The sequence below is a fragment of the Streptosporangium sp. NPDC000509 genome, assembly GCF_042898365.1.
In the GTDB taxonomy this organism is placed as follows: Bacteria; Actinomycetota; Actinomycetes; order Streptosporangiales; family Streptosporangiaceae; genus Streptosporangium.
Map to the genome: position 1 here is coordinate 606754 of NZ_JBIAYX010000001.1, position 22961 is coordinate 629714.

Annotated in this window: 19 protein-coding genes; 9 read left to right on the forward strand and 10 right to left on the reverse strand. The window is 70.8% G+C overall.

The genetic code is table 11. The features are described 5' to 3' along the window. The first annotated feature begins 7 nt into the window (after positions 1-7). The 6 genes from ACFY3D_RS02440 to ACFY3D_RS02465 all read left to right on the forward strand — a co-directional run bounded on the left by ACFY3D_RS02440 (position 8) and on the right by ACFY3D_RS02465 (position 9642). Positions 8-1969 carry a histidine kinase gene (locus ACFY3D_RS02440; protein ID WP_389973837.1) on the forward strand — a complete coding sequence of 654 codons (1962 nt, stop codon included), beginning with the start codon at positions 8-10 and terminating at the stop codon, positions 1967-1969. A gap of 85 nt (positions 1970-2054) precedes the next feature. Continuing rightward, on the forward strand, positions 2055-3530 hold the full coding sequence (locus ACFY3D_RS02445) for a BTAD domain-containing putative transcriptional regulator (RefSeq protein ID WP_389973840.1): 1476 nt from the start codon (positions 2055-2057) through the stop codon (positions 3528-3530). A gap of 2 nt (positions 3531-3532) precedes the next feature. Beyond that, positions 3533-5662, forward strand: a complete 2130-nt coding sequence (locus ACFY3D_RS02450) for a histidine kinase (protein WP_389973843.1) — start codon at positions 3533-3535, stop codon at positions 5660-5662. Positions 5663-5722: 60 nt separating this feature from the next. Continuing rightward, entirely contained in the window at positions 5723-6745 is a 1023-nt protein-coding gene (locus ACFY3D_RS02455; RefSeq protein WP_389973846.1) for a TolB family protein, read from the forward strand. Between the two features lie 288 nt (positions 6746-7033). Continuing rightward, positions 7034-7423: a hypothetical protein gene (locus tag ACFY3D_RS02460; RefSeq protein ID WP_389973849.1), complete on the forward strand. Its 390-nt coding sequence runs from the start codon at positions 7034-7036 to the stop codon at positions 7421-7423. A gap of 434 nt (positions 7424-7857) precedes the next feature. Beyond that, complete coding sequence (locus ACFY3D_RS02465) at positions 7858-9642, forward strand: NAD+ synthase (RefSeq protein ID WP_389973852.1); 1785 nt, start codon at positions 7858-7860, stop codon at positions 9640-9642. Positions 9643-9705: 63 nt separating this feature from the next. Here ACFY3D_RS02465 and ACFY3D_RS02470 read toward each other — a convergent pair whose 3' ends face one another. The 3 genes from ACFY3D_RS02470 to ACFY3D_RS02480 all read right to left on the reverse strand — a co-directional run bounded on the left by ACFY3D_RS02470 (position 9706) and on the right by ACFY3D_RS02480 (position 13215). Further along, positions 9706-10332, reverse strand: a complete 627-nt coding sequence (locus ACFY3D_RS02470; RefSeq protein WP_389973855.1) for a TetR/AcrR family transcriptional regulator — start codon at positions 10330-10332, stop codon at positions 9706-9708. A 7-nt stretch (positions 10333-10339) separates the two neighbouring features. Beyond that, positions 10340-11902, reverse strand: a complete 1563-nt coding sequence (locus ACFY3D_RS02475; RefSeq protein ID WP_389973856.1) for an MFS transporter — start codon at positions 11900-11902, stop codon at positions 10340-10342. Positions 11903-12012: 110 nt separating this feature from the next. Beyond that, the gene (locus tag ACFY3D_RS02480; RefSeq protein WP_389973859.1) at positions 12013-13215 is read right to left on the reverse strand and encodes an MFS transporter; all 1203 of its coding nucleotides are present in this window, start codon (positions 13213-13215) and stop codon (positions 12013-12015) included. Between the two features lie 327 nt (positions 13216-13542). Here ACFY3D_RS02480 and panB point away from each other — a divergent pair, with 327 nt between their 5' ends. Beyond that, positions 13543-14388 (forward strand): 3-methyl-2-oxobutanoate hydroxymethyltransferase, encoded by an 846-nt coding sequence (panB, locus tag ACFY3D_RS02485; protein ID WP_389973862.1) that lies wholly within the window; start codon positions 13543-13545, stop codon positions 14386-14388. Positions 14389-14656: 268 nt separating this feature from the next. Here the strand turns inward: panB and ACFY3D_RS02490 are convergent, their stop codons facing one another. From ACFY3D_RS02490 to npdG, 3 genes are all read right to left on the reverse strand, one after another. After that, positions 14657-15568 (reverse strand): threonine/serine dehydratase, encoded by a 912-nt coding sequence (locus tag ACFY3D_RS02490; RefSeq protein WP_389973864.1) that lies wholly within the window; start codon positions 15566-15568, stop codon positions 14657-14659. Between the two features lie 82 nt (positions 15569-15650). After that, positions 15651-16823: a trans-sulfuration enzyme family protein gene (locus tag ACFY3D_RS02495; protein WP_389973867.1), complete on the reverse strand. Its 1173-nt coding sequence runs from the start codon at positions 16821-16823 to the stop codon at positions 15651-15653. 179 nt (positions 16824-17002) lie between these two features. Next, a complete protein-coding gene (gene npdG / locus ACFY3D_RS02500; protein ID WP_389973870.1) occupies positions 17003-17680 on the reverse strand; it encodes an NADPH-dependent F420 reductase in 678 nt (225 codons plus the stop codon). Between the two features lie 123 nt (positions 17681-17803). Between npdG and ACFY3D_RS02505 the strand changes: the two genes are divergently transcribed. Then, on the forward strand, positions 17804-18382 hold the full coding sequence (locus tag ACFY3D_RS02505) for a hypothetical protein (RefSeq protein WP_350947407.1): 579 nt from the start codon (positions 17804-17806) through the stop codon (positions 18380-18382). Positions 18383-18455: 73 nt separating this feature from the next. Here ACFY3D_RS02505 and ACFY3D_RS02510 read toward each other — a convergent pair whose 3' ends face one another. Continuing rightward, positions 18456-18644, reverse strand: a complete 189-nt coding sequence (locus ACFY3D_RS02510) for a hypothetical protein (protein ID WP_350947406.1) — start codon at positions 18642-18644, stop codon at positions 18456-18458. A 44-nt stretch (positions 18645-18688) separates the two neighbouring features. Between ACFY3D_RS02510 and map the strand changes: the two genes are divergently transcribed. After that, positions 18689-19537 carry a type I methionyl aminopeptidase gene (map, locus tag ACFY3D_RS02515; RefSeq protein WP_350947405.1) on the forward strand — a complete coding sequence of 283 codons (849 nt, stop codon included), beginning with the start codon at positions 18689-18691 and terminating at the stop codon, positions 19535-19537. Positions 19538-19664: 127 nt separating this feature from the next. Here the strand turns inward: map and ACFY3D_RS02520 are convergent, their stop codons facing one another. The 3 genes from ACFY3D_RS02520 to ACFY3D_RS02530 all read right to left on the reverse strand — a co-directional run bounded on the left by ACFY3D_RS02520 (position 19665) and on the right by ACFY3D_RS02530 (position 22895). Next, positions 19665-20078 (reverse strand): sensor histidine kinase, encoded by a 414-nt coding sequence (locus ACFY3D_RS02520; protein ID WP_389973874.1) that lies wholly within the window; start codon positions 20076-20078, stop codon positions 19665-19667. A gap of 178 nt (positions 20079-20256) precedes the next feature. Then, positions 20257-22299, reverse strand: a complete 2043-nt coding sequence (locus ACFY3D_RS02525) for a cytochrome c oxidase assembly protein (RefSeq protein WP_389973877.1) — start codon at positions 22297-22299, stop codon at positions 20257-20259. After that, complete coding sequence (locus ACFY3D_RS02530) at positions 22296-22895, reverse strand: copper resistance protein CopC (RefSeq protein WP_389973881.1); 600 nt, start codon at positions 22893-22895, stop codon at positions 22296-22298. Before ACFY3D_RS02530 ends, ACFY3D_RS02525 begins: the two co-directional genes overlap by 4 nt. Positions 22896-22961: the final 66 nt, after the last annotated feature.

The following is a 22961-nucleotide window of genomic DNA, read 5'->3' on the forward strand; positions in this document are numbered from 1 at the left end:
AACCATCATGCGCGGGCTGTACCGTGTGGTCCCGACGGTGACGCCCGTCCAGAGCAGGGTGGCGGCGGTGCTCACCGCCACCGCGTCCATAGCGATGGTGTGCGTCAACGTCTGGGTCACGGCACGGCTCCCGCAGCCCTCCTACACACCGCTGCCGTTCTCACCCGAGGACGTGGCAGGCGTCGCGTTCCCCATCCTCGGTGCGCTGCTGGTGTTCCAGCGGCCCCGGCTCGTCATCGGCTGGCTGCTCTGCCTGGGCGGACTGTGCTCCGCGCTGAACAGTCTCACGATCAACCTCGCCCTCCTTGACGCGGGGCACCGGCTGCTCCCCCGGGAGGCGGTCTGGACGGTCGCCGGGGTGAGCTGGAAGCTGGCCATCCTCTTCCTGGTCGTGCTGCTGCCGCTGCTCTATCCGGACGGGAGGCCGCCGTCGCCGCGCTGGCGGGCGCTGGTGTGGGTCTCCATCGCCGTCCTGTGCGCCGACGTACTCCTCATGGACCTCATGCCTCTCGTCGGGCAGCGGTACACGAGTTCGGGCCCCCACCCGCTGCGGTTCTCGCTGGACATGCTCACCAACGCGATCATGATCCTCGCCTTCGCCTCGCTCGCCGTGAGGTTCCGGCGGGCCGGCCGCGAGGAGCGCCGGCAGATCCTCTGGACGCTGATCGCGCTCGCCACCGTCATCGTCCCCTGGGTGGTCGGCAATCCGGTGTGGTGGCTCACGTCGTTCACGATCCCGCTCGTCCCGGTCGCGATCACCTTCTCGGTGCTGCGGCACCGCCTCTACGGGATCGACACGCTCATCACCAGGACGCTGGTCGGCGCGGGCCTCGTCGGCGTGATCGGCGGGGTCTACGTGGCGGTGGGCACCGCCTCCAGCCTGTTCCTGTCGGATGTGGACCGGATCGGCGGCCTGGTCGCCGCGCTCTGCGCGGGGGTGTTCTTCCATCCGATGCGGCGGCTGCTTCAGCGTGGCGCCGACCGCCTCCTGTACGGCGGCAGGGGCGACCCGGTGGCTCTGGCCGCCGGACTCGGCCGCAGGCTCCAGCGCATCGCCCCCGAGGCCGGCCTGTCCGCGGCCCTGGACGTGCTGCGCGACGGCCTGGCGGTCACCGGCGCCGGCGTGCGCTTCCAGGGCGGCTGGCCGGAGGAGGTGACGGTGGGGACGCTGGAGGAGGTGACGCGCGACATCCGGCTGGTCTGGCACGGCGAGCCCGTCGGACGTCTGCTCATCGGCCCGCCGGGGGCCCGGCGCCTGCCCGCCGCGCACAACGAACGGGTCATCGCCGCGCTCACACCGTACGTGGCCGACGCGGCCCACGCGGTCCGGCTGGTCGGCGCGCTGCGGCGCTCCCGGGAGCGCATCGTCACCACCCGCGAGGAGGAGCGCCGCCGTCTCCGCCGCGACCTGCACGACGGTCTCGGCCAGTCGCTCAGCGGGATGGCGATGGCCATCAACGCGGCCAGGATCTCCCTGCGCACCTCCCCCGAGACGGCCGAACGCATGCTCGCCGAGCTGCGTTCCGGCATGGACAGCGTCACCGGAGACATCAGGCACCTGGTGTACGGCCTGCGCCCGCCCGCGCTGGACGATCTCGGCCTGGCCGGAGCCGTGGCGGAGATGGCGGGCCCCGGCGTCACCGTCGAGGTGAGGGGCGAGCTGCCGGGACTGCCCGCCGCGACCGAGGTCGCCGCGTACCGCATCGCGCAGGAGGCGCTGACCAACGCGCGCAGGCACGCGGGGGCCGCGACCGTGCGAGTATCGCTGGAACGGGGCGAGGACGACCTGAGCGTCCGGGTGCGCGACGACGGGATCGGCCTGCCCTCCGGACGTCGTTCGGGGGTCGGGCTGGCGTCGATGCGCGAGCGCGCCGCCGAACTGGGCGGGACATGCGTGATCACCACGCCCCCCGAGGGGGGAACCGTGGTCGAAGCGATACTTCCGGTGAACTTGAATGTGGAGATCTGACCACGGATGATTTCTTACGGCTTGCGAACGATGGTGAGTATTGCTCTATGAGGTTGGTCCAGGTAGCCCTACCCTTACGCCTGCAATGCTGACATTTCGTGCTCTCGGACCGTTCCAGGCGCGTCACGGCGAGACGTCACTCGACCTCGGAGGCCAGCGCCAGATGGCGGTGCTGGCCCGGCTCCTCGTGGCCGGGGGCCGCGCCGTCCCCGTGACCATGCTCATCGACGAGCTGTGGCCCGGTGAGCCTCCCGCCCAGGCCCTGTCGACCATCCAGGGATACGTGTCGCGGTTGCGGCGCGCCCTGGAGCCCGGCCGCGCGCCCCGTGAGGAGGCCGAGGTCCTGGTCTCCGCCCCACCGGGGTACGCGCTGCGCGCCTCGCCGGGCCAGGTGGACGCCTGGAGTTTCGAGAACGCGGTCAAGGCGGGCGGCGCGCCCGCCCAGGTGTGGGAGCGCCTGGAGGCCGCCCTCGCGCTCTGGCGCGGCCCGGCCCTGGCCGAGTTCTCCGACCTGTCCTGGGCCGTGAGCGAGGCCGGCAGGCTGGAGGAACTGCGGCTGATCGCGGTCGAGCGCCGCGCCGACGCGGGACTCCTGCTGGGGCACTCCGGCGCCCTGGTCGCGGACCTGGAGGCACACGCCTCGGCGCACCCGCTGCGTGAGGAGGCCTGGCGGCTGCTCGCGCTGGCCCTGTACCGCAACGGCAGGCAGGGGGACGCGCTGGGAGCGCTGCGGCGCGCCAGGGCGCTGCTCCGTGACGAGCTCGGCCTCGACCTGGGCGCCCCTCTGCAGCGCCTGGAGTCCGACATGCTGGCCCAGGCCGTCCACCTCGACCCGCCCGCCGAGGCCGTGCGGGCCGCGAAGCCCGCGACGCACACCGTGGAACGGAAACCGGCACCGCCGGGCCTGCGGGTCGTCGTGGTGGACGACCAGGCGCTGGTCCGCACCGGCCTGCGCGTGGTGCTCGACAGCGAGCCGGGCTTCGAGCTGGTCGGGGAGGCGGAGAACGGCGAGCAGGCGATCGCGGTCGTCAAGGAGACCTCTCCCGACCTGGTGCTGATGGACATCCAGATGCCCAGGCTGGACGGGCTGACCGCGGCGCGGAGGATCCTGACCGACGAGGCGCCGCCGAAGGTCATCATGATGACCACCTTCGGCACGGACGACAACCTCTACGCGGCGCTGCGGGCCGGGGTGAGTGGATTCGTCCTCAAGACGTCGGCGCCCGAGCAGCTCATCACCGCGATGCGGGCCGCGCAGGCCGGTGACGCGCTGATCGACCCCGCCGTCACCACCCGCCTGATCGCGGCCTTCGCCGGCCGCACCGACCCGTCTGCGCCGCCGGGCCTCGCCGGTCTCGGCGACGCCGAACTCGACCTGATGAAACTGGTCGCCAGAGGACTGACCAACCGGCAGATCGCGGCGACCCTCGCGGTCCCCGAGGGGGCGGTCTCGCGGTCGGTGGTCAGGCTGCTCGACCACCTCGGGCTGTTCGACCGCGCCCAACTCGTCGTCACGGCGTACGAGTCCGGGCTGGTCAACCCCGGCGACGTGGGCAGATAGCGATGCGACCACGGCCACGCGACCACGACCGGGGCCGGACGCTCGACGGCACCGGCGGTGTGCCCAGGCCGGTCGTGGACGCGGTCACCGTGGCCGAGGACGCCCCCGCCTGGCCCGTCGTCTCGCCGGTGCGCGCTCTGCTGCGCTCCCCGGCCCGGCTCGCCGCCGTCTCGGCGGCGATCCTCTCGGTGGGGCTCTCCGTCGTCGGGATCGTGCTCGGCCTCGGCCTGCCGCCCGAGTGGCGACCACAGGTGCCCGCCACTCCCGACCTCGCGGCGGGGCTGACGTTCCCCGTGGTGGGCGCGTTCCTGCTGGCACACCGCTCGCGCCCGGTCACGGCGTGGCTGATGTGCGTGGGCGGCCTGATGTGCGCCGTCAACGCGTTCTCCGAGGCGGCGATGTTCACCTTCGCCGCGGCGGGCGAGATGGAGGCCGCGGGCTACCTCCGCATGAGCATGGTCACGGGGAAGGCTCTCGGCGGACTCCTGCTGGCGATCCTGTTCCCGCTGTACTCCCCCGACGGCCGGCTGCCCTCGCGGCGGTGGCGGCCGCTGGTGGCGGTCAGCCTGGTCGTGTTCGCGACGCAGTTGCTGCTGCACCTCACCCGCCCCGACCCCGACCCCGCGCTCTACCCCTGGCCGCGGGTCATCCCCAGCCCGCTCGCGCTGGACCTCCTCGCCCCGTACAGCACGGTGGCGCGCGAGGTGGCCTCCATCCTGATCTCGGCTCTCGCGGTCCTCGCGCTCGTCTCCATGGTGCTGCGCTTCCGGCGGGCGGGCCCGGAGTTGCGCCGCCAGATCGCCTGGCCGATCTTCGCGTTCGCCGTCTACGTCGCCTTCCTGCTCGCCGGACCCGACTGGTGGCTGGCCGCGACGATCTGGACCGGGCTCATCCCGGGGGCCATCGTCTTCTCGGTGCTGCGCTACCGGCTCTACGGCATCGACACCGTGGTCAGCCGCGCCTTCGTCGCCGCCGGGCTGATCGCCGCGGTCAGCGCCATGTACGCGGTCGGCGCGGTCGCCGGGCTGGCGTTGTCGGGATACGACCGGATCGGCGGCCTGATCGCGGCCCTGCTCGCCGGGGTCGTCTTCCATCCGCTCCGGCACAGGCTCAGGCGCCTCGTCGACCGGCTCATGTACGGCACGCACGGCGACCCGCGGGCGTTCGCCGCGCTCCTGGCCAGAGAGGTCCGCGAGACCGAGCCCGCCAACGCGCTCGCCGCCGTCGCAGCCGTGATCAAGGACGGGCTGAGCGTCACCGGCGTCGCCGTCGAGGTCTACGGGCCCGGCTCCAGGCAGATCCAGGTCGGCCCGCTCGGCCAGGCGCCGCGCGAGGTACCGCTGGTCTGGCACGGCGAGCCGGTCGGGCGGCTGCTGCTCGGCTCCCCCGGGCCTCGCAGGTTCGCCGCCGCGCACAACGACCGCCTGGTCGCGGTGGCGGTCCCGTACGTCGCCGACGTGGCGCACGCCGTACGGATGACCGCCGACCTGCAGCGTTCCCGGGAACGCATCCTCACCGCCCGTGAGGAGGAGCGTCGCCGCCTGCGCCGAGACCTGCACGACGGGCTCGGCCACGCGCTGACCGAGATGGCCATGTCGATCAACATGGCCAGGATCAGCCTGCGCACCGCTCCCGCCTCGGCGGACAGGCTCCTGCTCGAACTGCGAAGCGGCATGGACGCGGTCAGCCAGGAGATCAGGGAACTGGTGTACGGCCTGCGCCCGCCCACCCTCGACGAACTCGGCCTGGCGGGGGCCGTGCGTGCCCTCGCACAGGAGGGTGGCCCCCGGGTGGCGGTGGAGATCGAGGGCGACCTGTCGGATCTGCCCGCGGCGGCCGAGGTGGCCGCGTACCGCATCGCGCAGGAAGGACTCACCAACATCCGCAAGCACGCGGGGGCCAGTTCGGCGGTGATCTCGCTGCGACGCGGGGAGTCACTCGTGGTCCGTGTCCAGGACGACGGAAGCGGGCTGCCCTCGGGACCTCGCTCGGGGGTGGGACTGCTCTCCATGCGCGAGCGGGCCGCCGAACTGGGCGGCACCTGCGTGATCGAGTCGGCGCCCGAGGGCGGAACGGTCGTGGAGGCCGTGCTGCCGATCCCCTCGACTCCGATCGCGGCGGGCCGCGTGTAAACCTTTTCGCCTTCTCGGGGCTCTAACCAGCCGTTGAGTAATTCACCCGAGGAGATCCCCTTGAAGCACTGGGCCCTGGCCACCGGCGTCGCACTCGCCCTGACGGCCGTCGTCACCACTCCCGCCTTCGCCGAGGGCGCCGGGGCGGCCGGATCCTTTGGTGAGACCGGAGGAACGGCCCGATCCACCGGGAACGTCGACGCTGCGGCCGAGTCCACCGGAGGCACCGCGCCCAAGGCGATCTCGAACGCGACCGCGGCCCCGGTCTCGGGCGCCGTCTACTTCCGCCACGGGGGAAGCGGAGTCGAGGTGCTGACGTACCGGGGAGGCCGGAGCAGCGGCGGCCTGACCGCCGGCGCCGGCGCCTTCGCCGGCCAGTTCGCGGTCGCGCCCGACGGCCGGAGGATCGCCTGGATCGACGACAAGAACAGGCTGCGCGTCACATCGGCCAACGGACCCCGCGTGGGCACGGTGATCGCCAAGAACGCCGCCTACGGCGGCCCGTGCCTCACCCCCGCCTGGTCCGCCGACGGCAAGCGGATCGCCTACCCGGTGAAGGGCAACGGCGAGGCGATGACGGTGGCCGTGATCGGCCCCGACGGCAGGGGCAGGTTCAACGCCGGGAAGACCTCAGGCCCCTGCCATCTGACCTGGTCGGCCGACGGCAGGACCCTCGCCGGGTACGCGGGCGACACGGACGGCGTCCACCTCCTGGACACCAGGCGGCGGATCTCCAGCCGCGCCCCGGGTGTCAGGCTCGCCAACCACGTGGAGAGCCTGTCACCCGACGGCCGCAGGGTGGTGGTCAACGCCATCGGCGCGAACGCCCCGGGTGGCGACGGCTCCTGGCCCCTGTCGTTCACCCCGTCGATCTACGACACCAGGACCGGCGCGAAGGTCGCCATCCCGGTCAAGGGGCGACTGCTGGGCGCGCGCTACCTGCGCGACGGACGCCTCGCGGTCCGCGTCAAGGGCACGGCCGCCAACACGATCGTGGTCCTCTCCCGCTCGGGCAAGAAGATCCAGCGGATGACCGAGCCCGCCGGGGCGAAGAACCTCGGACTGCTCTGGCTCCTCGGCTGACAGGTCCCCCGCCGTGTCTTCCTCGCGGCGTCACGAATGGCACCCGGATCTCATCGCGTCTTCGCGCCTCACAAGTCGATTAATGCCTACATGCATTAAGAAATCACATTTCCCGGAAAGTTGTCACAGTAAATAAAAGCCAGGCAAAATCAGCCCCCTCTTAACTTACTCCGAAAATAAGGAAATGAGAGCTCGGGTCCTTTGGCCCGATACGGCTTACCTATATGTTTCCCCCTAGATCATGGCCGTGGGCGGACTCCGCCCACGGCCCGAGCAAAGGGGAAAACCATGTACGGCAAGCGGCAGCTGATGGTGATCGGCCCAACACTTCTCGCGGCACTCGCCCTCGGGCCTGTCTCGTTCTCCCATGCCTCGCCCGCGCCGGATCCCGAGCAGGCCGTGACGGTGAACACCGCGCAGAACGAGACCACGACGGCCCCGATCACATCGGCGGAAACATCGGATTCGGCGGACTTGATGGAATCCGGGGAATCCGGGGAATCCGCGGAAGACCCGAGCGACTACTGGCGGGGATACAGGAACGGTTACCGGACCGCCGCACAGGACTGTCGCAGGACCATGCCGCGGAGCTACGCCGGGCCGCCCAGCGACTACGACAGGGGCTGGCTGGACGGCTACGACGCCGGATACGCCCGCTTCTGCTGGTCGACGAACTGAGAACGCCGTCACCGACGCATGGCTCTCGACCGTGATCGGGAGGCACCGCCGCGCTCAAGGCGAAGCGAGACGAGCACGGGCGTGACGGTCCGGGCGATCCCGCGGCCTCGGTGGCCTTCCTCGTCCCGGTGCGCCCCGGGTATCCCATTGATTCCGATGCGATCCGGGTGATCCGGACGATCCTGGGAAAGACAGGAACGGCCGATCGCGAAACCCGATGGCAGGCCTCGCCCGGCGGGTCCGAATGTTCATTGAATGTCGGTGGACGCCGCGGAGTCGCGAACGGCCTCGCCGGAAACCCGCCGGGCGTCGGCGAGGCCGGCGCCGGAGGAGCGCGGGACGGTCCCACGGCGGAGGTCCGTGCTCATCCACCGGTCACCGAGCAGGGATCACCCAAAGGGCACCTTCCGGGCACGCCCTCATAGGATGGCCACGTGGCTCAACTCCGTATCGCCCTGGCCCAGACCAATCCCGCTGTCGGCGACCTGGCCGCCAACACGGACAAACTCGTCGAGTGGACCCGCCGCGCCGCAGACCGAGGCGCGCACCTGGTCGTCTTCACCGAGATGTTCCTGACCGGATATCCCGTCGAGGACCTCGTGTTGCGCACCTCGTTCGTGGAGGCGTCGATCGCCGCGATCGAGGAGGCCGCGCGACGACTGGCGGAGGCGGGACTCGGTGAGATCCCCGTGGTGGTCGGCTACGTGGACCGCGCGAAGCTCGCCCCGCGCGTCGGCCAGCCCAAGGGCGCCCCGCTCGACGCGGCCGCGCTGTTGCACCGGGGCCGGGTGGTCGTCAAGAGCGCCAAGCACCACCTGCCGAACTACGGCGTCTTCGACGAGTACCGCTACTTCGTCCGCGGCGACCGGCTGCCGATCTTCCGGCTGCACGGTGTCGACGTGGCGATCGCGGTCTGCGAGGACCTCTGGCAGGAGGGCGGCCCCGTCGCGGTGGTGGCCGAGGCCGGAGCCGGGCTGCTGGTGGTACCGAACGCCTCCCCGTACGAGAAGGAGAAGGACGACGTACGCCTGGAGCTGGTGGCCAGGCGCGCCCGCGAGGCCGGATGCGCCCTCGCCTACGTCAACCAGGTCGGCGGCCAGGACGAGCTGGTCTTCGACGGAGACTCACTGGTCGTCTCCGCCTCCGGCGAACTGGTCGCGCGCGCGGCGCGGTTCTCCGAGGAACTGCTGATCACGGACCTGGAGTTGCCCGACGCCAGGTACGGAGGTCTCGGCACCTTCCAGATGGACGCCGCGGACGGCACCGTGATCACGGTGGATCGGCTTGAGCTGTCGGCCCGCCCCGTCGAGCCGTACCAGCCGCAGACCCCCACGATCGCCGAGCAGCTCGACGACACCGCCGAGGTCTACTCCGCGCTCGTGCTCGCGGTCCGCGACTACGTCACCAAGAACGGCTTCCAGTCGGTGATCCTCGGCCTGTCCGGCGGCATCGACTCGGCGCTCACCGCCACGATCGCCTCCGACGCCGTCGGCCCCGACCGGGTGCACGTGGTGCTGATGCCCTCCCGCTACTCCTCCGACCACTCGGTGAGCGACGCCCAGGAGCTGGTCGACCGGCAGGGGATCAACGCCACGACCGTGCCGATCGCCGAGATCGTGAGCGGCTTCGAGAAGGAGATCGAGCTCACCGGCCTGGCCTCGGAGAACCTCCAGGCCCGGGTGCGCGGCATGATCCTGATGGGCCTGTCCAACGAGCACGGCCACCTCGTCCTCACCACCGGCAACAAGAGCGAGCTGGCCACCGGTTACTCCACCCTCTACGGCGACTCCGCGGGCGGCTTCGCCCCCATCAAGGACGTGCTCAAGACCTTCGTCTGGGAGCTGTCACGCTGGCGCAACGCCCAGGCGGGCCGGTCGGGCGAGTTCCTGCACCCCTTCACGGTGCCGCCGATTCCGGAGAGCTCGATCGAGAAGGAGCCCAGCGCGGAGCTCCGTCCCGACCAGCGCGACACCGACTCCCTGCCGGAGTACGGGATCCTGGACCGGCTGCTGGACGACTACGTCGAAAAGGACATGGGCTCCGCCGAACTCGTCGCCGCAGGGCACGACCCGGCCCTGGTCGCCAGGGTGATCCGCCTGGTCGACCTGGCCGAGTACAAGCGCCGCCAGTATCCTCCGGGTCCGAAGATCACCCCCAAGAACTTCGGCCGCGACCGCCGCCTGCCCATCACCAACCGCTGGCGCGAGCCCACCGTCTGACACCCGGGCAGGGGCCCGGCGGGAAAAGCGCGGGAGAACCGTACGCGGCCCGTACGGGAACCCTCAGGGGCCGAGGCCCGCCAGGAGGTGGTCGACGATCCGTTCGGCCAGGTCGGAGGACCCGGCGGCCTCGCCGCCCCCCTCGGTGCGGACGTACCACATGACGGTGCCGACCAGGTTCGCCATCGCGATGGGGACGTCGAGGTCGGCCCGCAACTCGCCGGTGGCGACGCCGCGCCGCAGCAGGGCGGCGATCGCCGCCCTGCGCGGCTCGATGGTCGCCCGGTGGATGCGCTCCACCAGGCGGGGGTGCCGTTCGGCCTCGTTCATCGCGATGTTCATCACGCAGCGGTTGCGCGCGTCGCACGCGTCGCGCAGCAGCACCCGCGCGTAGACGATGAGATCGTCTCGGACCGAGACGCCCGCGAGCGGAGGCAGCGGCGTCTTGAGGGTCGACAGCGCGTCGACGAGCAGGTCTTCCTTGTTCGACCATCGCCGGTAGATCGTGGTCTTGCCGACTCCCGCGCGGGCGGCGATCGCCTCGATCGACAGCTCGGAGAGGCCGACGCTCTCCCCGACCAGGTCGAGGGCCGCGTCGATGATGGCCTTCTCCGCCCTGGCGCTGCGGGGACGGCCCGCGGGGCGGGGCGTCTGAGCTCCGGCTGCCTGAAACTCGTCGGTGGTCGTCATGGCGTCTCTACACTACCGCCGCTTCCTTCTTGGGGCTGATCTCGTCGGGAACGGCGGCTCCGGAGGACTTGCCGGGCAGCCACCTGAACACCACCAGGGCTCCGAGCAGCGCGATGACCGCGGAGACGAGGGCGGTGATGTGCATGCCCTCGATGAAGGCGAGCTTGGCCGGTTCGATGAGCGCCGCGCCCTGGGCGCCGAGGCCCTGGGCCACGCCGAGCGTGCCGGTCAGAGACTCGCCCGCGATGTGCTTGAGCTGGTCGGGCAGACCGGTCAGGGCCGGGGCGATCTGGTCGCGGTAGGTGGCCGAGAGCAGCGAGCCGAGGAGCGCGACGCCGAGCGCACCGGCCACCTGGCGGACGGTGTTGCTCATGGCCGAGCCGACGCCGGCCTTCTCCCTGGGGAGCGCCTCCATGATCGCGGTGGTCGCCGGGGGCATGATGTTCGCCATCGCCGCACCCTGGACGAAGAACACGATCTCCAGCAGGACGATCGGGGTGCTCTCGTCCATCAGCGCGTACGAGGCGAGCGCGCCGGCCACGACGACCATGCTGACGGTGGCGCTCAGCTTGCCGCCGAAGCGGGCGGCCATCTGCTGGCTCAGCGGGGCGAAGATCAGCTGCGCGGCGGCGAAGGGGATCATCAGGGCGCCCGCCTGCAGCGCGCTGAAGCCCAGCACGATCTGCAGGTAGAAGACCAGGAAGAACATCGCGCCCATCATCGCGAAGAACACGATGCCGATCATGCCGACCGCGGTGGCGAAGCGCGGGTCGCGGAAGTAGCCGACGTCGAAGGCCGGGTGGTCGATGCGACGCTCGTACCAGACGAAGGCGGCGAGCACGAGGATGCCGAGGATCGTGGGGACGAGCACCTCGGCGCTGGCGATCGTGGCCAGTTCCCCGCCCCGGATGATGCCGTAGGTGACGGCGACGAGGCCGACGATGGAGAGGATCACGCCGATCGGGTCGAGCCTGGAGGGCTTGGGGTCACGCGACTCGGGCACCACCACGCTGATGAGCACCATGCTGATCAGCACGATCGGCAGGTTGATCAGGAAGACCGAGCCCCACCAGAAGTGCTCGATGAGCAGGCCACCGGTGATCGGGCCGATCGCCACGGCCAGGCCCACCCCGCCGGCCCAGATCCCGATCGCCTTGCCGCGCTCCCGTGGGGGAAAGACGTTGGAGATGATCGCCAGCGTGGCCGGCATGATCGCGGCCCCGCCGATGCCCATGAACGCGCGGGCGACGATCAGCTGCATGGGGTCCTGAGCGTAGGCGCTGGCCAGCGAGGCGAGCCCGAAGAGGACCATGCCGACCATGAGCATGCGCTTGCGTCCGGTGCGGTCGCCGATCACCCCGAAGGTGAACAGCAGGCCCGCGAACACGAGCGTGTAGGAGTTGATCGCCCATTCCAGCTGGCTCTGGGTGGCGCCCAGACCCGCTTCGGGGTCCGCGATCGTCTTCAGTGCGACGTTGAGGATGGTGTTGTCGATCACGACCGCGAGGAGGCTGAAGACCAGCACCCCAAGGATCTGCCACCGCCGCGGGTGGCCGAGCTGTTGTTCCACGAAAGGCCCCGTATTCGATACGCTTAAGTTTCGAAACACCACCGTAGCGCCAGCTTTTACGATACGCAACCGTATCGTTTCGTATTTATCGTGAAATGTCGTGACCCAGGTCAGGCGGCCATCGGGACAGGCTCCTGGACCACGGCCGCGGTGCGCCGCCAGAACGGCAGCGCGACCAGCACCATCAGCACACCGACCAGCCCGGCGGCGGCGAAGGCCCAGCCGGGGCCGGAACCGTCGATGATCACGCCCGCGATGGGCGCCGCGGCCCCCCCGCCGATCAGCAGCGCCGTGCCGTGCAGGCCCATCGCCTCCCCCCGGGCCTCGACGGGCACCCAGCGGCTCACGGTCTCGATCGTGGAGGAGAGCGCGGGGGCGCACAGCACCCCGGCGGGCAGCAGGGCGAGGACCAGCCAGTGCCAGTCGCCGCCGACCAGCCCGACGGGGACGGTGAGGGCGCCCATGGCACCGATCAGGACCAGTGGCGACACCCCTCGGGGCAGCATCCCGTACACGAAGCCGCCGATCAGCGAGTAGGCGCACCACAGGCCGATCGCCAGCCCGATCCACGCGGTGTCACCGCCCCGCTGCATCGTCGCGACCAGGGAGAGCTCGGTGGCGGCGAGCACGAAGGTCGCCGCGGCGACCGTGCCGAGCAGACCGAGCATGCCCGGGGTGAGCCACCGGCGCCGGGGGATCCTCCCCTGCGGCCTCCGGAGTTCCTCGTCCGAGCGGACGGGCGGGTTCAGCACGATCAGCGTCGTCCCCGAGACGACCAGACCGGCCGCGACGATACCCATGGTGGGCACGCTGCCGAGGAGGGTCACCCCCGCGACCGCCAGAGCGGGACCCGTCATGTAGGAGACTTCAACGATCATGGAGTCGAGGGAGAAGCCCATCCTGCGCTGGTCGACCGGGACCAGCGCCGCGAGACACTGCCTGATCACGCTGAACACCGGGAGGCTGAGCAGGCCCGCGGGCACCGCGGCCGCGAGCAGCAGGGGGAACGGCATCGCCCACGCGGTGGACCAGAAGGCGAGCTGGGCGAGTGTGGTCACCACCAGCACCGGGCGCAGGCCATGACTGTCGACGAACCTTCCGGCCAGCGGAGAACCGACGGCCATCCCCACCGTGCTCGCCATCGTCACCAGACCCGCCGCGGCGAACCCGAGGCCGAGCCCACTGGGATCGACGACGTGCATCGTCAGCGTGATGGCGATCGCGGTCGAGGGGATGCGGGCGACCATCCCGACCAGCAGCAACGACCGCACGCCCGGAATCGCCAGCAGGCGGCGGTAAGGTTCGAAAGCCATTGTGATTACTTACCTCCGCGAGCATTGTGCCGCACCCCCCCGGTACTTCCGCCACCGGATTACCGCGCCCACACCCTCGAAGGGCGGCGTGCACCGCCCCGGCCCCTCACGTACGCCGCCCATCACCTGCACAGCCCCACAAAAACACGATCTGTCACGATAAATAACAGTGTGTCACAGGATCAACCGTACGAACACGTCGCACTCCCCCCATACCTCTCCGGATTACCAGACCGATCGGGGCTGTTGCACCTGTCGTACGCGTGCAATCATCGGAACCGTCCGGGGACGCCACTGGGGCGCCTCGAGACTTCATTGGAGGGTCCCATGTCCTCTTCCGTCTCCAACCGGCCGACCTCCCTCTACGGCGGCCAGGCTGGACGAAGGGTCACCGTGCGCGACGTCGCCGCCGCCAAGGAGCGCGGCGAGCGGTGGCCGATGGTCACCGCGTACGACGCCATGACCGCCAGGGTCTTCGACGAGGCCGGCATCCCCGTGCTGCTCGTCGGCGACTCGGCCGCCATGGTCGTGTACGGGTACGACTCGACGCTGCCCGTCTCCGTGGACGATCTCATGCCCCTGACGGCAGCCGTGGTCCGCGGCTCCTCCCGGGCGATGGTCGTGGCCGACCTGCCGTTCGGCTCCTACCAGTCCTCTCCCCAGCAGGCCCTGGAGACGGCCGCCCGCTTCATGAAGGAGGCGGGAGCCCACGCCGTCAAGCTTGAGGGCGGGCGACGGGTGCTCCCCCAGGTCGAGGCCCTGGTCTCGGCCGGCATCCCGGTGATGGCCCACCTGGGTCTGACCCCCCAGTCGGTGAACGCCCTCGGCGGTTACCGCGTACAGGGCCGCGGCCAGTCGGGCGACGAGCTGATGGCCGACGCCAAGGACCTGGAGTACGCCGGCGCGTTCTCCGTGGTCCTGGAATGCGTGCCCACGGACCTGGCCGAGCGGGTCACCGCGTCCCTGTCGATCCCCACGATCGGCATCGGTGCCGGGCCCGGCACCGACGCGCAGGTCCTCGTCTGGCAGGACCTGATGGGCCTGACCGCGAGCCCCGCCAAGTTCGTCAAGAAGTACTTCGACCTCGCCCACGAGATGGACAGGGCCGTGCGCAGCTTCGCCGACGAGGTGTCGACCGGCGCCTTCCCCGCCGCCGAGCACAGCTACCGCTGACAGTCCCCGGGCCCCGGGCCCCGCGGCCCGGTGACCGTGTCATCGAGTCATCGAGGTCACCGGGGTCACCCGGGGGCAACGAGCCGCCTCGGCCGGCCCGAGGCGGCTCCTCCGCGTGGTCCACGCGCCGCGTCCGGTGAGTGCGGACGAACGCCTCCCGGCCGAGGTCGGCAGATCCCGCCGAAGACACCGAAGACACCACGGTCGGTCGGACGACGAGCCGGACCTCACCGGGAGGCGTTAACCTCCATCCTCACTGTCAGAACTGTCAGACGAGCGTGGCGGGATCGGTGTTGGCGCCGCACACGACGACGGCCACCCGCTCGCCGGGGGCCGGGGAGTAAACGCCGGACAGCAGGGCCGCGTACGCCGCGGCCCCCGCGTGCTCGGCGGCGATCCTGTGGCTCCGCCACAGCTCGCGCCGCGCCTCGACGATGGCCTCGTCGGAGACGAGAAGGCTCCGTACCCCCGCCGCGCTCGTGATCTCGTAGGCGATCTCGCCGGCCCGGCTCGCGCCCAGGGCGTCGGCCCCCACCCCGGAGACCTCGACGCCGACCGGCCCGCCCGCCTCCAGCGCCCGGTGCAGGGTCGGGATGAGCTCGGGCTCGACGGTGATCACGCGGGCACGGCCACCGAGTGCGACGGTGATACCGGCGACGAGCCCACCGCCGCCGACCGCGACGATCACCGTGTCGACTCCCCCGGTCTGCTCCAGGACCTCCAGGCCCACCGTGCCCTGTCCCGCGACCACCTCGGCCTGGTCGTAGGCGTGGATGTCCAGGGCACCTGTCTCGGCCGCGCGCTTGACCGACGCCTCGTACGCCTCGGCGTAGACATCGCCGATCCGGGTCACCCTCGCGCCGAGCGCGCGCAGCCCGGCGACCTTCACCGGGCTGGCGACCGTCGGCACGAACACCTCCGCCCGGACGCCGAGGCTGCGTGCCACGTACGCCACCGCCAGGCCGTGGTTGCCCCCGCTCGCCGCGATCAGCCCGGCCTCGGGGATCTCTTCGCAGGCGAGAGCGCGGTTGAAGCCTCCCCGCGCCTTGAACGATCCCGAATGCTGAAGCCCCTCCAGCTTCAGGAACAACCCCGGTGCCACCTCGACCACCGGCGTGCGCAGGACATGTCCCGCGATGCGCTCGGCGGCCCGTTCCACATCCCCGACGGACACCCTCATGCGTGCTCCCTCCCCGGAAACGATCAGAAAACGGCCCCGTGCCGCGGTGCGGGAGTCACCGATGATCGGGTTTCCCACGGTTTCAGGCAAGAGCCTGTTCGAAGTCGGCCCACAGATCCTCGACGTGCTCGATGCCGACCGCCACCCGCACGGTACCCTCACCGACCCCGTGCCTGGCGAGTTCCCCGGCCGTGAGGGTGTGGTGGGAGGTGGTCGCGGGATGCAGGATGAGCGTCTCGACGCCGCCGAGGGACGGGGCGAGCAGGGCCAGCCTCACCGAGCTCATGAACCGCTCCCCCGCCTCCCGCCCGCCGACCAGGTCGAAGGAGAAGACTCCCCCGAAGTCGGGCAGGAGCTTGACCGCCAGCTCGTGGGAGGGGTGGGAGGGCAGTCCCGGCCAGTGCACGACGGAGACGGCGGGGTGGGCGTTCAGGCGGATGGCCAGTTCGCGGGCGTTGGAGCAGTGGCGCTCCATCCGCAGCGGCAGTGTCTGGATGCCCCGCAGGGTGAGCCAGGCGGCGAACGGGTCCGCGCTGGCGCCCAGCTTGACGTTGAAGGCCCATACCTTGCGGTACAGCTCGTCGGAGGCGAAGACGGCGATCCCGCCGAGCACGTCGGTGTGGCCGCTCAGGTACTTGGTCGTGGAGTGCACCACGATGTCGGCGCCGTGCTCTATCGGCCTGCACAGGATCGGAGAGGCGAAGGTGTTGTCGACCACGGAGATCAGCCCGGCCTCGCGGGCCGCGGCGCACATGCCCGGCAGGTCGGCGACCTGGGTCACCGGGTTGGCGATGGTCTCCAGATAGACGAGCCTCGTCTCGGGCCTCACGGCCGCGCGCAGCGCCGCCGGGTCGTCCTCGGGCACGTAGGAGACCTCGATCTGGAACCGCCCCACCAGATCGTTGATCATCCCGGCGGTGCCGCCGTAGAGCGGCTTCTGCGCGATCAGGTGGTCGCCGGGCTTCAGCAATCCGAGCAGTACGGAGTTGATGGCGCCCATCCCGGAGCCGGTGGCCACGGCGCCGACGCCGCCCTCCAGCCCGGCGACGGCCTCCTCAAGGGAGCGGACCGTCGGATTCGACAGCCGCCCGTAGACGAAGGCTCCGTCCGGGCGGCCCATCCCGTCTGCGAAAACGGCCGGATCGTCGAAGACGAACCCGGAGGTCTGGTAGATCGGCACCGCGATGGGGCGGCTGCCGTTCAGTGGCGGCTGGGGCAGGTGAACGGTACGGGTCTCCGGACGGAAGTCAGTCATGCGCCTCTCCGGATGAGAATCAGTCATGTGTCAAGAATGTCCGGCCAATGAGCTACTTGTCAGATCCAATCAGGCAAGATTGGCTCGGTTTGAGGGTCGAATCCCGCCAAGCAGCCGCCGGACGAAACCATGGATCCCGCGCCGCCCCCGACCCCGTGATCATGGGCGGGGCCGCCCCGTCAGACGTCGGTGATGCGCAGACCCGCGTGAGCCTTGTAGCGGCGGTTGATCGAGATGAGGTTCGCGGTCAGCGCCTCGACCTGGTGGGCGTTGCGCAGACGGCCCGCGTACACGCCGCGCACGCCGGGGATCCGGCCCGCCAGCGCCTGGACGGTGTCGGTGGCCTCGCGGTCGTCACCCACCACGAGCACGTCCAGGGTGATCTCCTCGACCTCGGGGTCCAGCAGCAGGACCGCCGAGACGTGGTGGAAGGCGGCCACCACGCGGCTGTCGGGCAGGACGGCCGCGGCCTGCTGGGCGGCGCTGCCCTCCTCGACCGCGAGCATGTACGCCCCCTGCTTGTCGAAGCCGAGCGGGTTGACGCAGTCGATGACGATCTTCCCTGCCAGCTCGGAGCGGAGGGACTCCAGCGTGGAGCGGTGCCCGTCCCAGGGAGTGGCCACGATCACCACGTCGGCCTCCGCCGCCACGGCCGGGTTGTCCGCGCCACGCACCGAGCCACGCACAGAGCCGCCGATGCTCTCCGCCGCCGCCTGAGCCCGTTCCGCGCTCCGCGAGCCGATCAGCACGGTGTGCCCGGCGAGGGCGAACCGCCGGGCCAAGCCCTTGCCCTGGTCACCGGTTCCGCCCAGGATCCCGATCGAAATCCCGCTCACGTCCGGAATATCAATGCTCACTCAGCGCTCCTCATCGTCCCCCGGCCGCTCAGGACCGGACTCCAGCGACCATATCGCCTGCCCCGATCTTCTCAGGGGCGCGTTTCCAGGATCGGCGCGGGGTCTGTGGGGCACGATGGTGCGATGGACGCCGGGTCGGTGACACTGCTGCGCGAAATCCTCGCCTCGACCGGCTGGGTCGAGCGGACCCGCGAGCTGGGCCTCGCCCTTCGCGCGACGCGCTCCCCCGGCGGGCTGCTGGTGGTCGGTACACCCCAGGAGGAGCCCTGGCACCTGACCGCGCACCTGAGTGACGAGGCGAGGTTCTCCGGACTGCCCCAGCTCGCCCCGACACTGGTCCGCTGGGCGCCCGCCCCCGAAGCGCCCGCGCACCTGCGGGTCGGTCTGGAGCGGATCGAGCGGGCGGGGCGGGGCGAGACGCTGTTCGTGGTGACCGAGGAACGCGCCCCCGAGGCGCTGCTGGAACGGGTGAGCGACGCCCGCAGGACCGGCACGACGATCCTCGCCCTGGACGGCGGCGACCCGGATCTGGCGGGTCTGGCCCACGACGCGCTGACGGTTCCCGAGCGGGCGCCGTTCTCCTTCGACGGGGCCCAGCACCTGGTGAGCATGGCCGCGGGCGAGGTCGGGCGCCGTCCCGGCCTGCGCGACCGCCTGGCGAGACTGCTGGAGCGGATCAGCGGTCCTCAGGTCGCCGACTAGGTCCGCGGCTCGGCGCACCGCGACGGCCACGAGACGGCCCCGCGACGACCACGGTCCGCACCGGCCGGTGGCCTCAGTCGTCCCCGTCCCCGTCCCAGGCGCGGTCGCCCTCCTTCCACTCCTCGTTCCTGTCGGCCGCGGTCTTCAGCGCGGCGCCGGCGGCCTCGCGTGTCGGGTACGGCCCCATCCTGTCCTTGTTCGGGCATCCCTCGTCGGGTTCGACGGCCATGTGCCTCAGGCAGAACCACCATTGATCACTCATGCGGCAATACTGCCCAGTGAGAAGCACAACTAGACTGAGGGACCATGACGACACTGCTCCAGCCCGGGCGGATCTCCCCTATCCGCAAGGTGCCCTCTCACATCCGGCGGCCGGAGTACGTCGGGAAGAAAACCCCGAAGACCGGCGAGCCCGACGTCAAGACCCCCGAGATCATCGAGCGGATGCGGGTCGCGGGCAAGCTGGCGGCCCAGGCGCTCGAAGAGGTCGGCAGGCACGTGGCGCCCGGCGTCACCACCGACGAGCTCGACCGGATCGGTCACGAGTTCCTCTGCGACCGCGGCGCCTATCCCAGCACCCTCGGCTACCGGGGATATCCCAAGTCGCTGTGCACCTCGATCAACGAGGTGATCTGCCACGGCATCCCCGACGACACCGTGCTGCGCGACGGCGACATCGTCAACGTCGACATCACCGCCTTCATCGACGGCGTGCACGGCGACACCGACGCCACCTTCCTCGTCGGCGACGTGGACGAGGAGTCGCGCCTGCTCGTCGAGCGCACCCGCGAGGCCACCAACCGGGCCATCAAGGCCATCGCCCCCGGCCGTCAGCTCAACGTGGCCGGTCGCGTGATCGAGGCCTACGCCAAGCGGTTCGGCTACGGCGTGGTCCGCGACTTCACCGGGCACGGCATCGGCACCACGTTCCACTCGGGCCTGATCGTCCCCCACTACGACGACCCGTCACTCGCGGTCACGCTGGAGCCGGGCATGACGTTCACGATCGAGCCCATGCTCACGCTCGGCACCATCGACTACGAGATCTGGCCCGACGGCTGGACCGCCGTCACCAAGGACCGCATGCGGACCGCCCAGTTCGAGCACACCATCCTGGTGACCGAGACCGGCCACGAGATCCTGACACTCCCCTGAGTCCCGGCCCGCTCCATGGCCGCGTCTCAGGCCGGAGAGTCCCTGGAGTCCGAGGGCCTCAGGTCCGGAGCGACGCGACCCCCTGGGCCGACGCCTCCATCGGGGATCCGCCCGCTCGGTGTCCCGGTCAGTCCTGGCGGGGCACCACTCCGGTGACGGTGGTCCCCTCGCCGGGAACGCCGTTGACACCGAGCGTGCCGCCTAACTGCTCGAAGTGGGTGCGCATCGCGGTGATACCCCGGCCCCCGGCCTCTCCGAAGAAGCCGACACCGTTGTCACTCACCGTCATGCGCAGGCCGCCGCGCCCGAAGGTGACGGCGACGGAGACGACGCGGGCCCGGCTGTGCCGCTCGGCATTGGCCAGCGCCTCCCCAAGCGCGGCCAGCACGGCTCTCGCGACCCCGGGCGGAACGTCCTGGGCGGGCAGCGCCCAGATCTCGACGGCGATCCCGGTGCGCTCGGCCCACTCTGTGAGTTGCTCTTCGAGCGCTTGGGCGAGGCTTCGGCTTCGACCCTCGCGTACGCGCACTTCCTCGGACACTGCTCAACCTTCCTGATGCACATTGCAGCCCCCGGCCCCCCGACCGGATATGTGGATGGGCGTGGCGCGCGATGACGAAGCGCCGCACCCGCTGCGGTGAGCACGAGCCCCCTGAAAACTCAGGCTACCGGGAGGTGTCCTTAAGGGGGCTCGAAGATAGAAGGCCGTAGCTGTCCGGCTACTCCGCGCCGTCTCGCCTGTTGAGTTTGGCCAGGTAGTCATTGTACGCGTCGAGCTGGGCATCGCCACTGCCACCGTCTCTGGCCGCGACGGCGTCGGCACGGCGGTCGGCGCGGCGGGCCCCGCGATCGTCGTGGCGCCACCACTGGTAGGCGAGCGCGATAAGCACGATGAGGGTCGGGATCTCGCCGAACGCCCAGGCGATGGCGCCGCCGGTCTGCTGGTCCTCGATCGCGGACGCGCCCCAGGTCCGGCCGAGCTGGTCGTACCAGTCGGAGGCGAGCACGGTGCTCATGCTCATCAGCGCGATGCCGAAGAACGCGTGGAACGGCATGGTCACGAACAGCAGGATGAGCCTGGCCACGTGCGGCAGCCGGTAGGGGGCCGGATCGACACCGATGATCACCCAGAAGAACAGGGTCCCGCTGAGCAGGAAGTGCACCGTCATCACGATGTGACCGAGGTGCTCCTCCATCGCGGCGGCGAACAGCGGTGTGAAGTACAGCGCGTAGGTGGAGACGATGAAGATCGCGGTGGCGATCGCCGGATGGGCGATGAAGCGGACGAACCTGCTGTGCAGAATCGTCGTCAGCCACTCCCGCGGCCCCCGGTCGCCCCTGCGGGCGGCGGGCTTGAGCGCGCGCAGGGCGAGGGTGACGGGCGCACCGAGCACGAGGAAGATCGGCACCAGCATCGAGAGCGTCATGTGCTCGGCCATGTGCGCGCTGAACAGCACCTTGGCGTAGCGGGCGACACCGCTCTGGGTGGCGATCAGCAGAATCAGCACACCGGTGAACCAGGCGGCCGTACGCCCCTTGGACCAGGCGTCACCGCGCCGGGTGAGCCGTACGACACCGGCGAGGTAGAGACCGGCGAGCAGGGCGATGATCGTGCCGGAGAACAGGTCGAACCACCACAGCGAGGCCAGGTTGGCGAGCGAGATCTCCGGCGGCATGGTGTAGCCGAGCACCTCGAAGGCCCTGTTGACGGGCAGGATCGCCGGGGGCGGTGCGGTGCGGGACAGCGCGACGGCGAGGCCGACGGCCGCGAACATGACGACGATCTCGCCTCCGGCGAAGCGGAGGAACGTGCCGGATCCACCGGCCGCGAGCAACGGCAGGGTCCGGGTGCGGTGCCACCAGCCGACGGCGCCGAGCAGTGCGAACGCGGCCGTCTTGGCGAGCAGCAGCAGGCCGTAGGCGGAGGTGAACAGCTCGGAGATCGCGCTGAGCCTGGCCAGGACGCTGAACAGGCCGGACAGTCCCACCCCGACGAAGCACCACAGCGCGAGGGACGAGAAGCGTGCGGCGGCGATCTCCAGGTGCGGCTGACGGCGCAGCGCGTGCGCGCAGAGCACGCCGAGGCCGCCCACCCAGAGGGCGAGGACGACCAGGTGGACTGCGACGCCGGTGGTGGCCAGATCGTGGTTGGGCGAGGAGGCGGAGTGGCCGGTCAGGGCGGGCGGGAGCATGGTGGCCAGGGCGAGGACCAGCAGGCCGCCGGCCGCGCCGGCGGTGATCGCCCCGCGGGCGAAGAGCGCGATCGCGACCGAGAACAGCACGACCAGGGTGAGCGCGATGCCCTGGGAGACCTGGCTGGCGAAGCTGGTGAGCTCGTCGCCGCCGAGCACGTCGGCCACCGGCAGCCCGAGCGCCTCCGAGAGGCTGAACACCATCGTGGCCGCGGCGGCCCCGGCCCAGACGAGGGCGATCCAGGAGGCGGCCTTGACGTAGCCGAGGGCGGGTTTGCCCAGCAGGCCCTTGTCGTTGGGAAGCAGGAACGCGGCGGCCAGGAGCGTGCCGACGGTGAGCACGCCCGCCGCGTCCATCGTCAGCTTCGCCAGCGGCAGGCCCCAGCGGGTGAAGGAACCCTGGTCGGGCAGGCCGGGAATGATGCGCGGGCTCGCGGCACCTCCCGCGATCATGGCGATCACCAGGGCGGCGACGGCCGCCGCCGCGCCCGCCAGAGCGAGCTTCACGACCCGGCCGTTCGCCGGCGCCTCGGCCTGTGCCGCCTGCGCGGCCCGCGCGGTTTTGCTCATGTCTTCTTCCTGCCGCGCATGCTGAGGAACAGGCCGATGCCGATGCCGGTCAGGCCTCCGACGACGATCCACATCCAGCCGGGGACGCCTCCCGAGGAGCCGGATTCCTCCGACCGCCCCGCGGCGGCCGGGCTGAGCGTGGCGACCGGTGTGCTCTCGGCGGCCGTGCTCTCCGCGCTCTCCGCGGGTTCCGGGCTCGCCGAGGACGGCGACGGCGACGGGGACGGCTCCGCGGAACCGAGCAGGGTGAAGGGGATCTCCCCCTCGATCGGGTGGCCGTCGGAGGACACGACGCGGTAGGCGATGACGTACGCGCCGGGAGGTAGATCTCCCTTGACCTTCTGGGCCACCACGGGGCCGTCGGCGACGGGCTTGCCGTCCTGGTACGTCTCGTCGCCGGAGCGCACGACGACGTTCGGGAAGCGCACCGAGGCACTGAACGTCAGCTTCACCTCCTCCAGGCTCTCGACCTTCGCACCCTTGGCCGGATCACTGCTCTTGAGCCGGTCATGGGCGAGGGCGGGCGAGGCGAAGGCCGTGCCGAGAACGAGGGCGGCGAGAAGCGCGAGGGCGACCGCGACAGGGGAAGTCTTCATGGCAACCACAAGGCTACCGACGAGACCGCGCGGTCTCGACCCCCCTGTCCGATCCGCGTCCCCGCA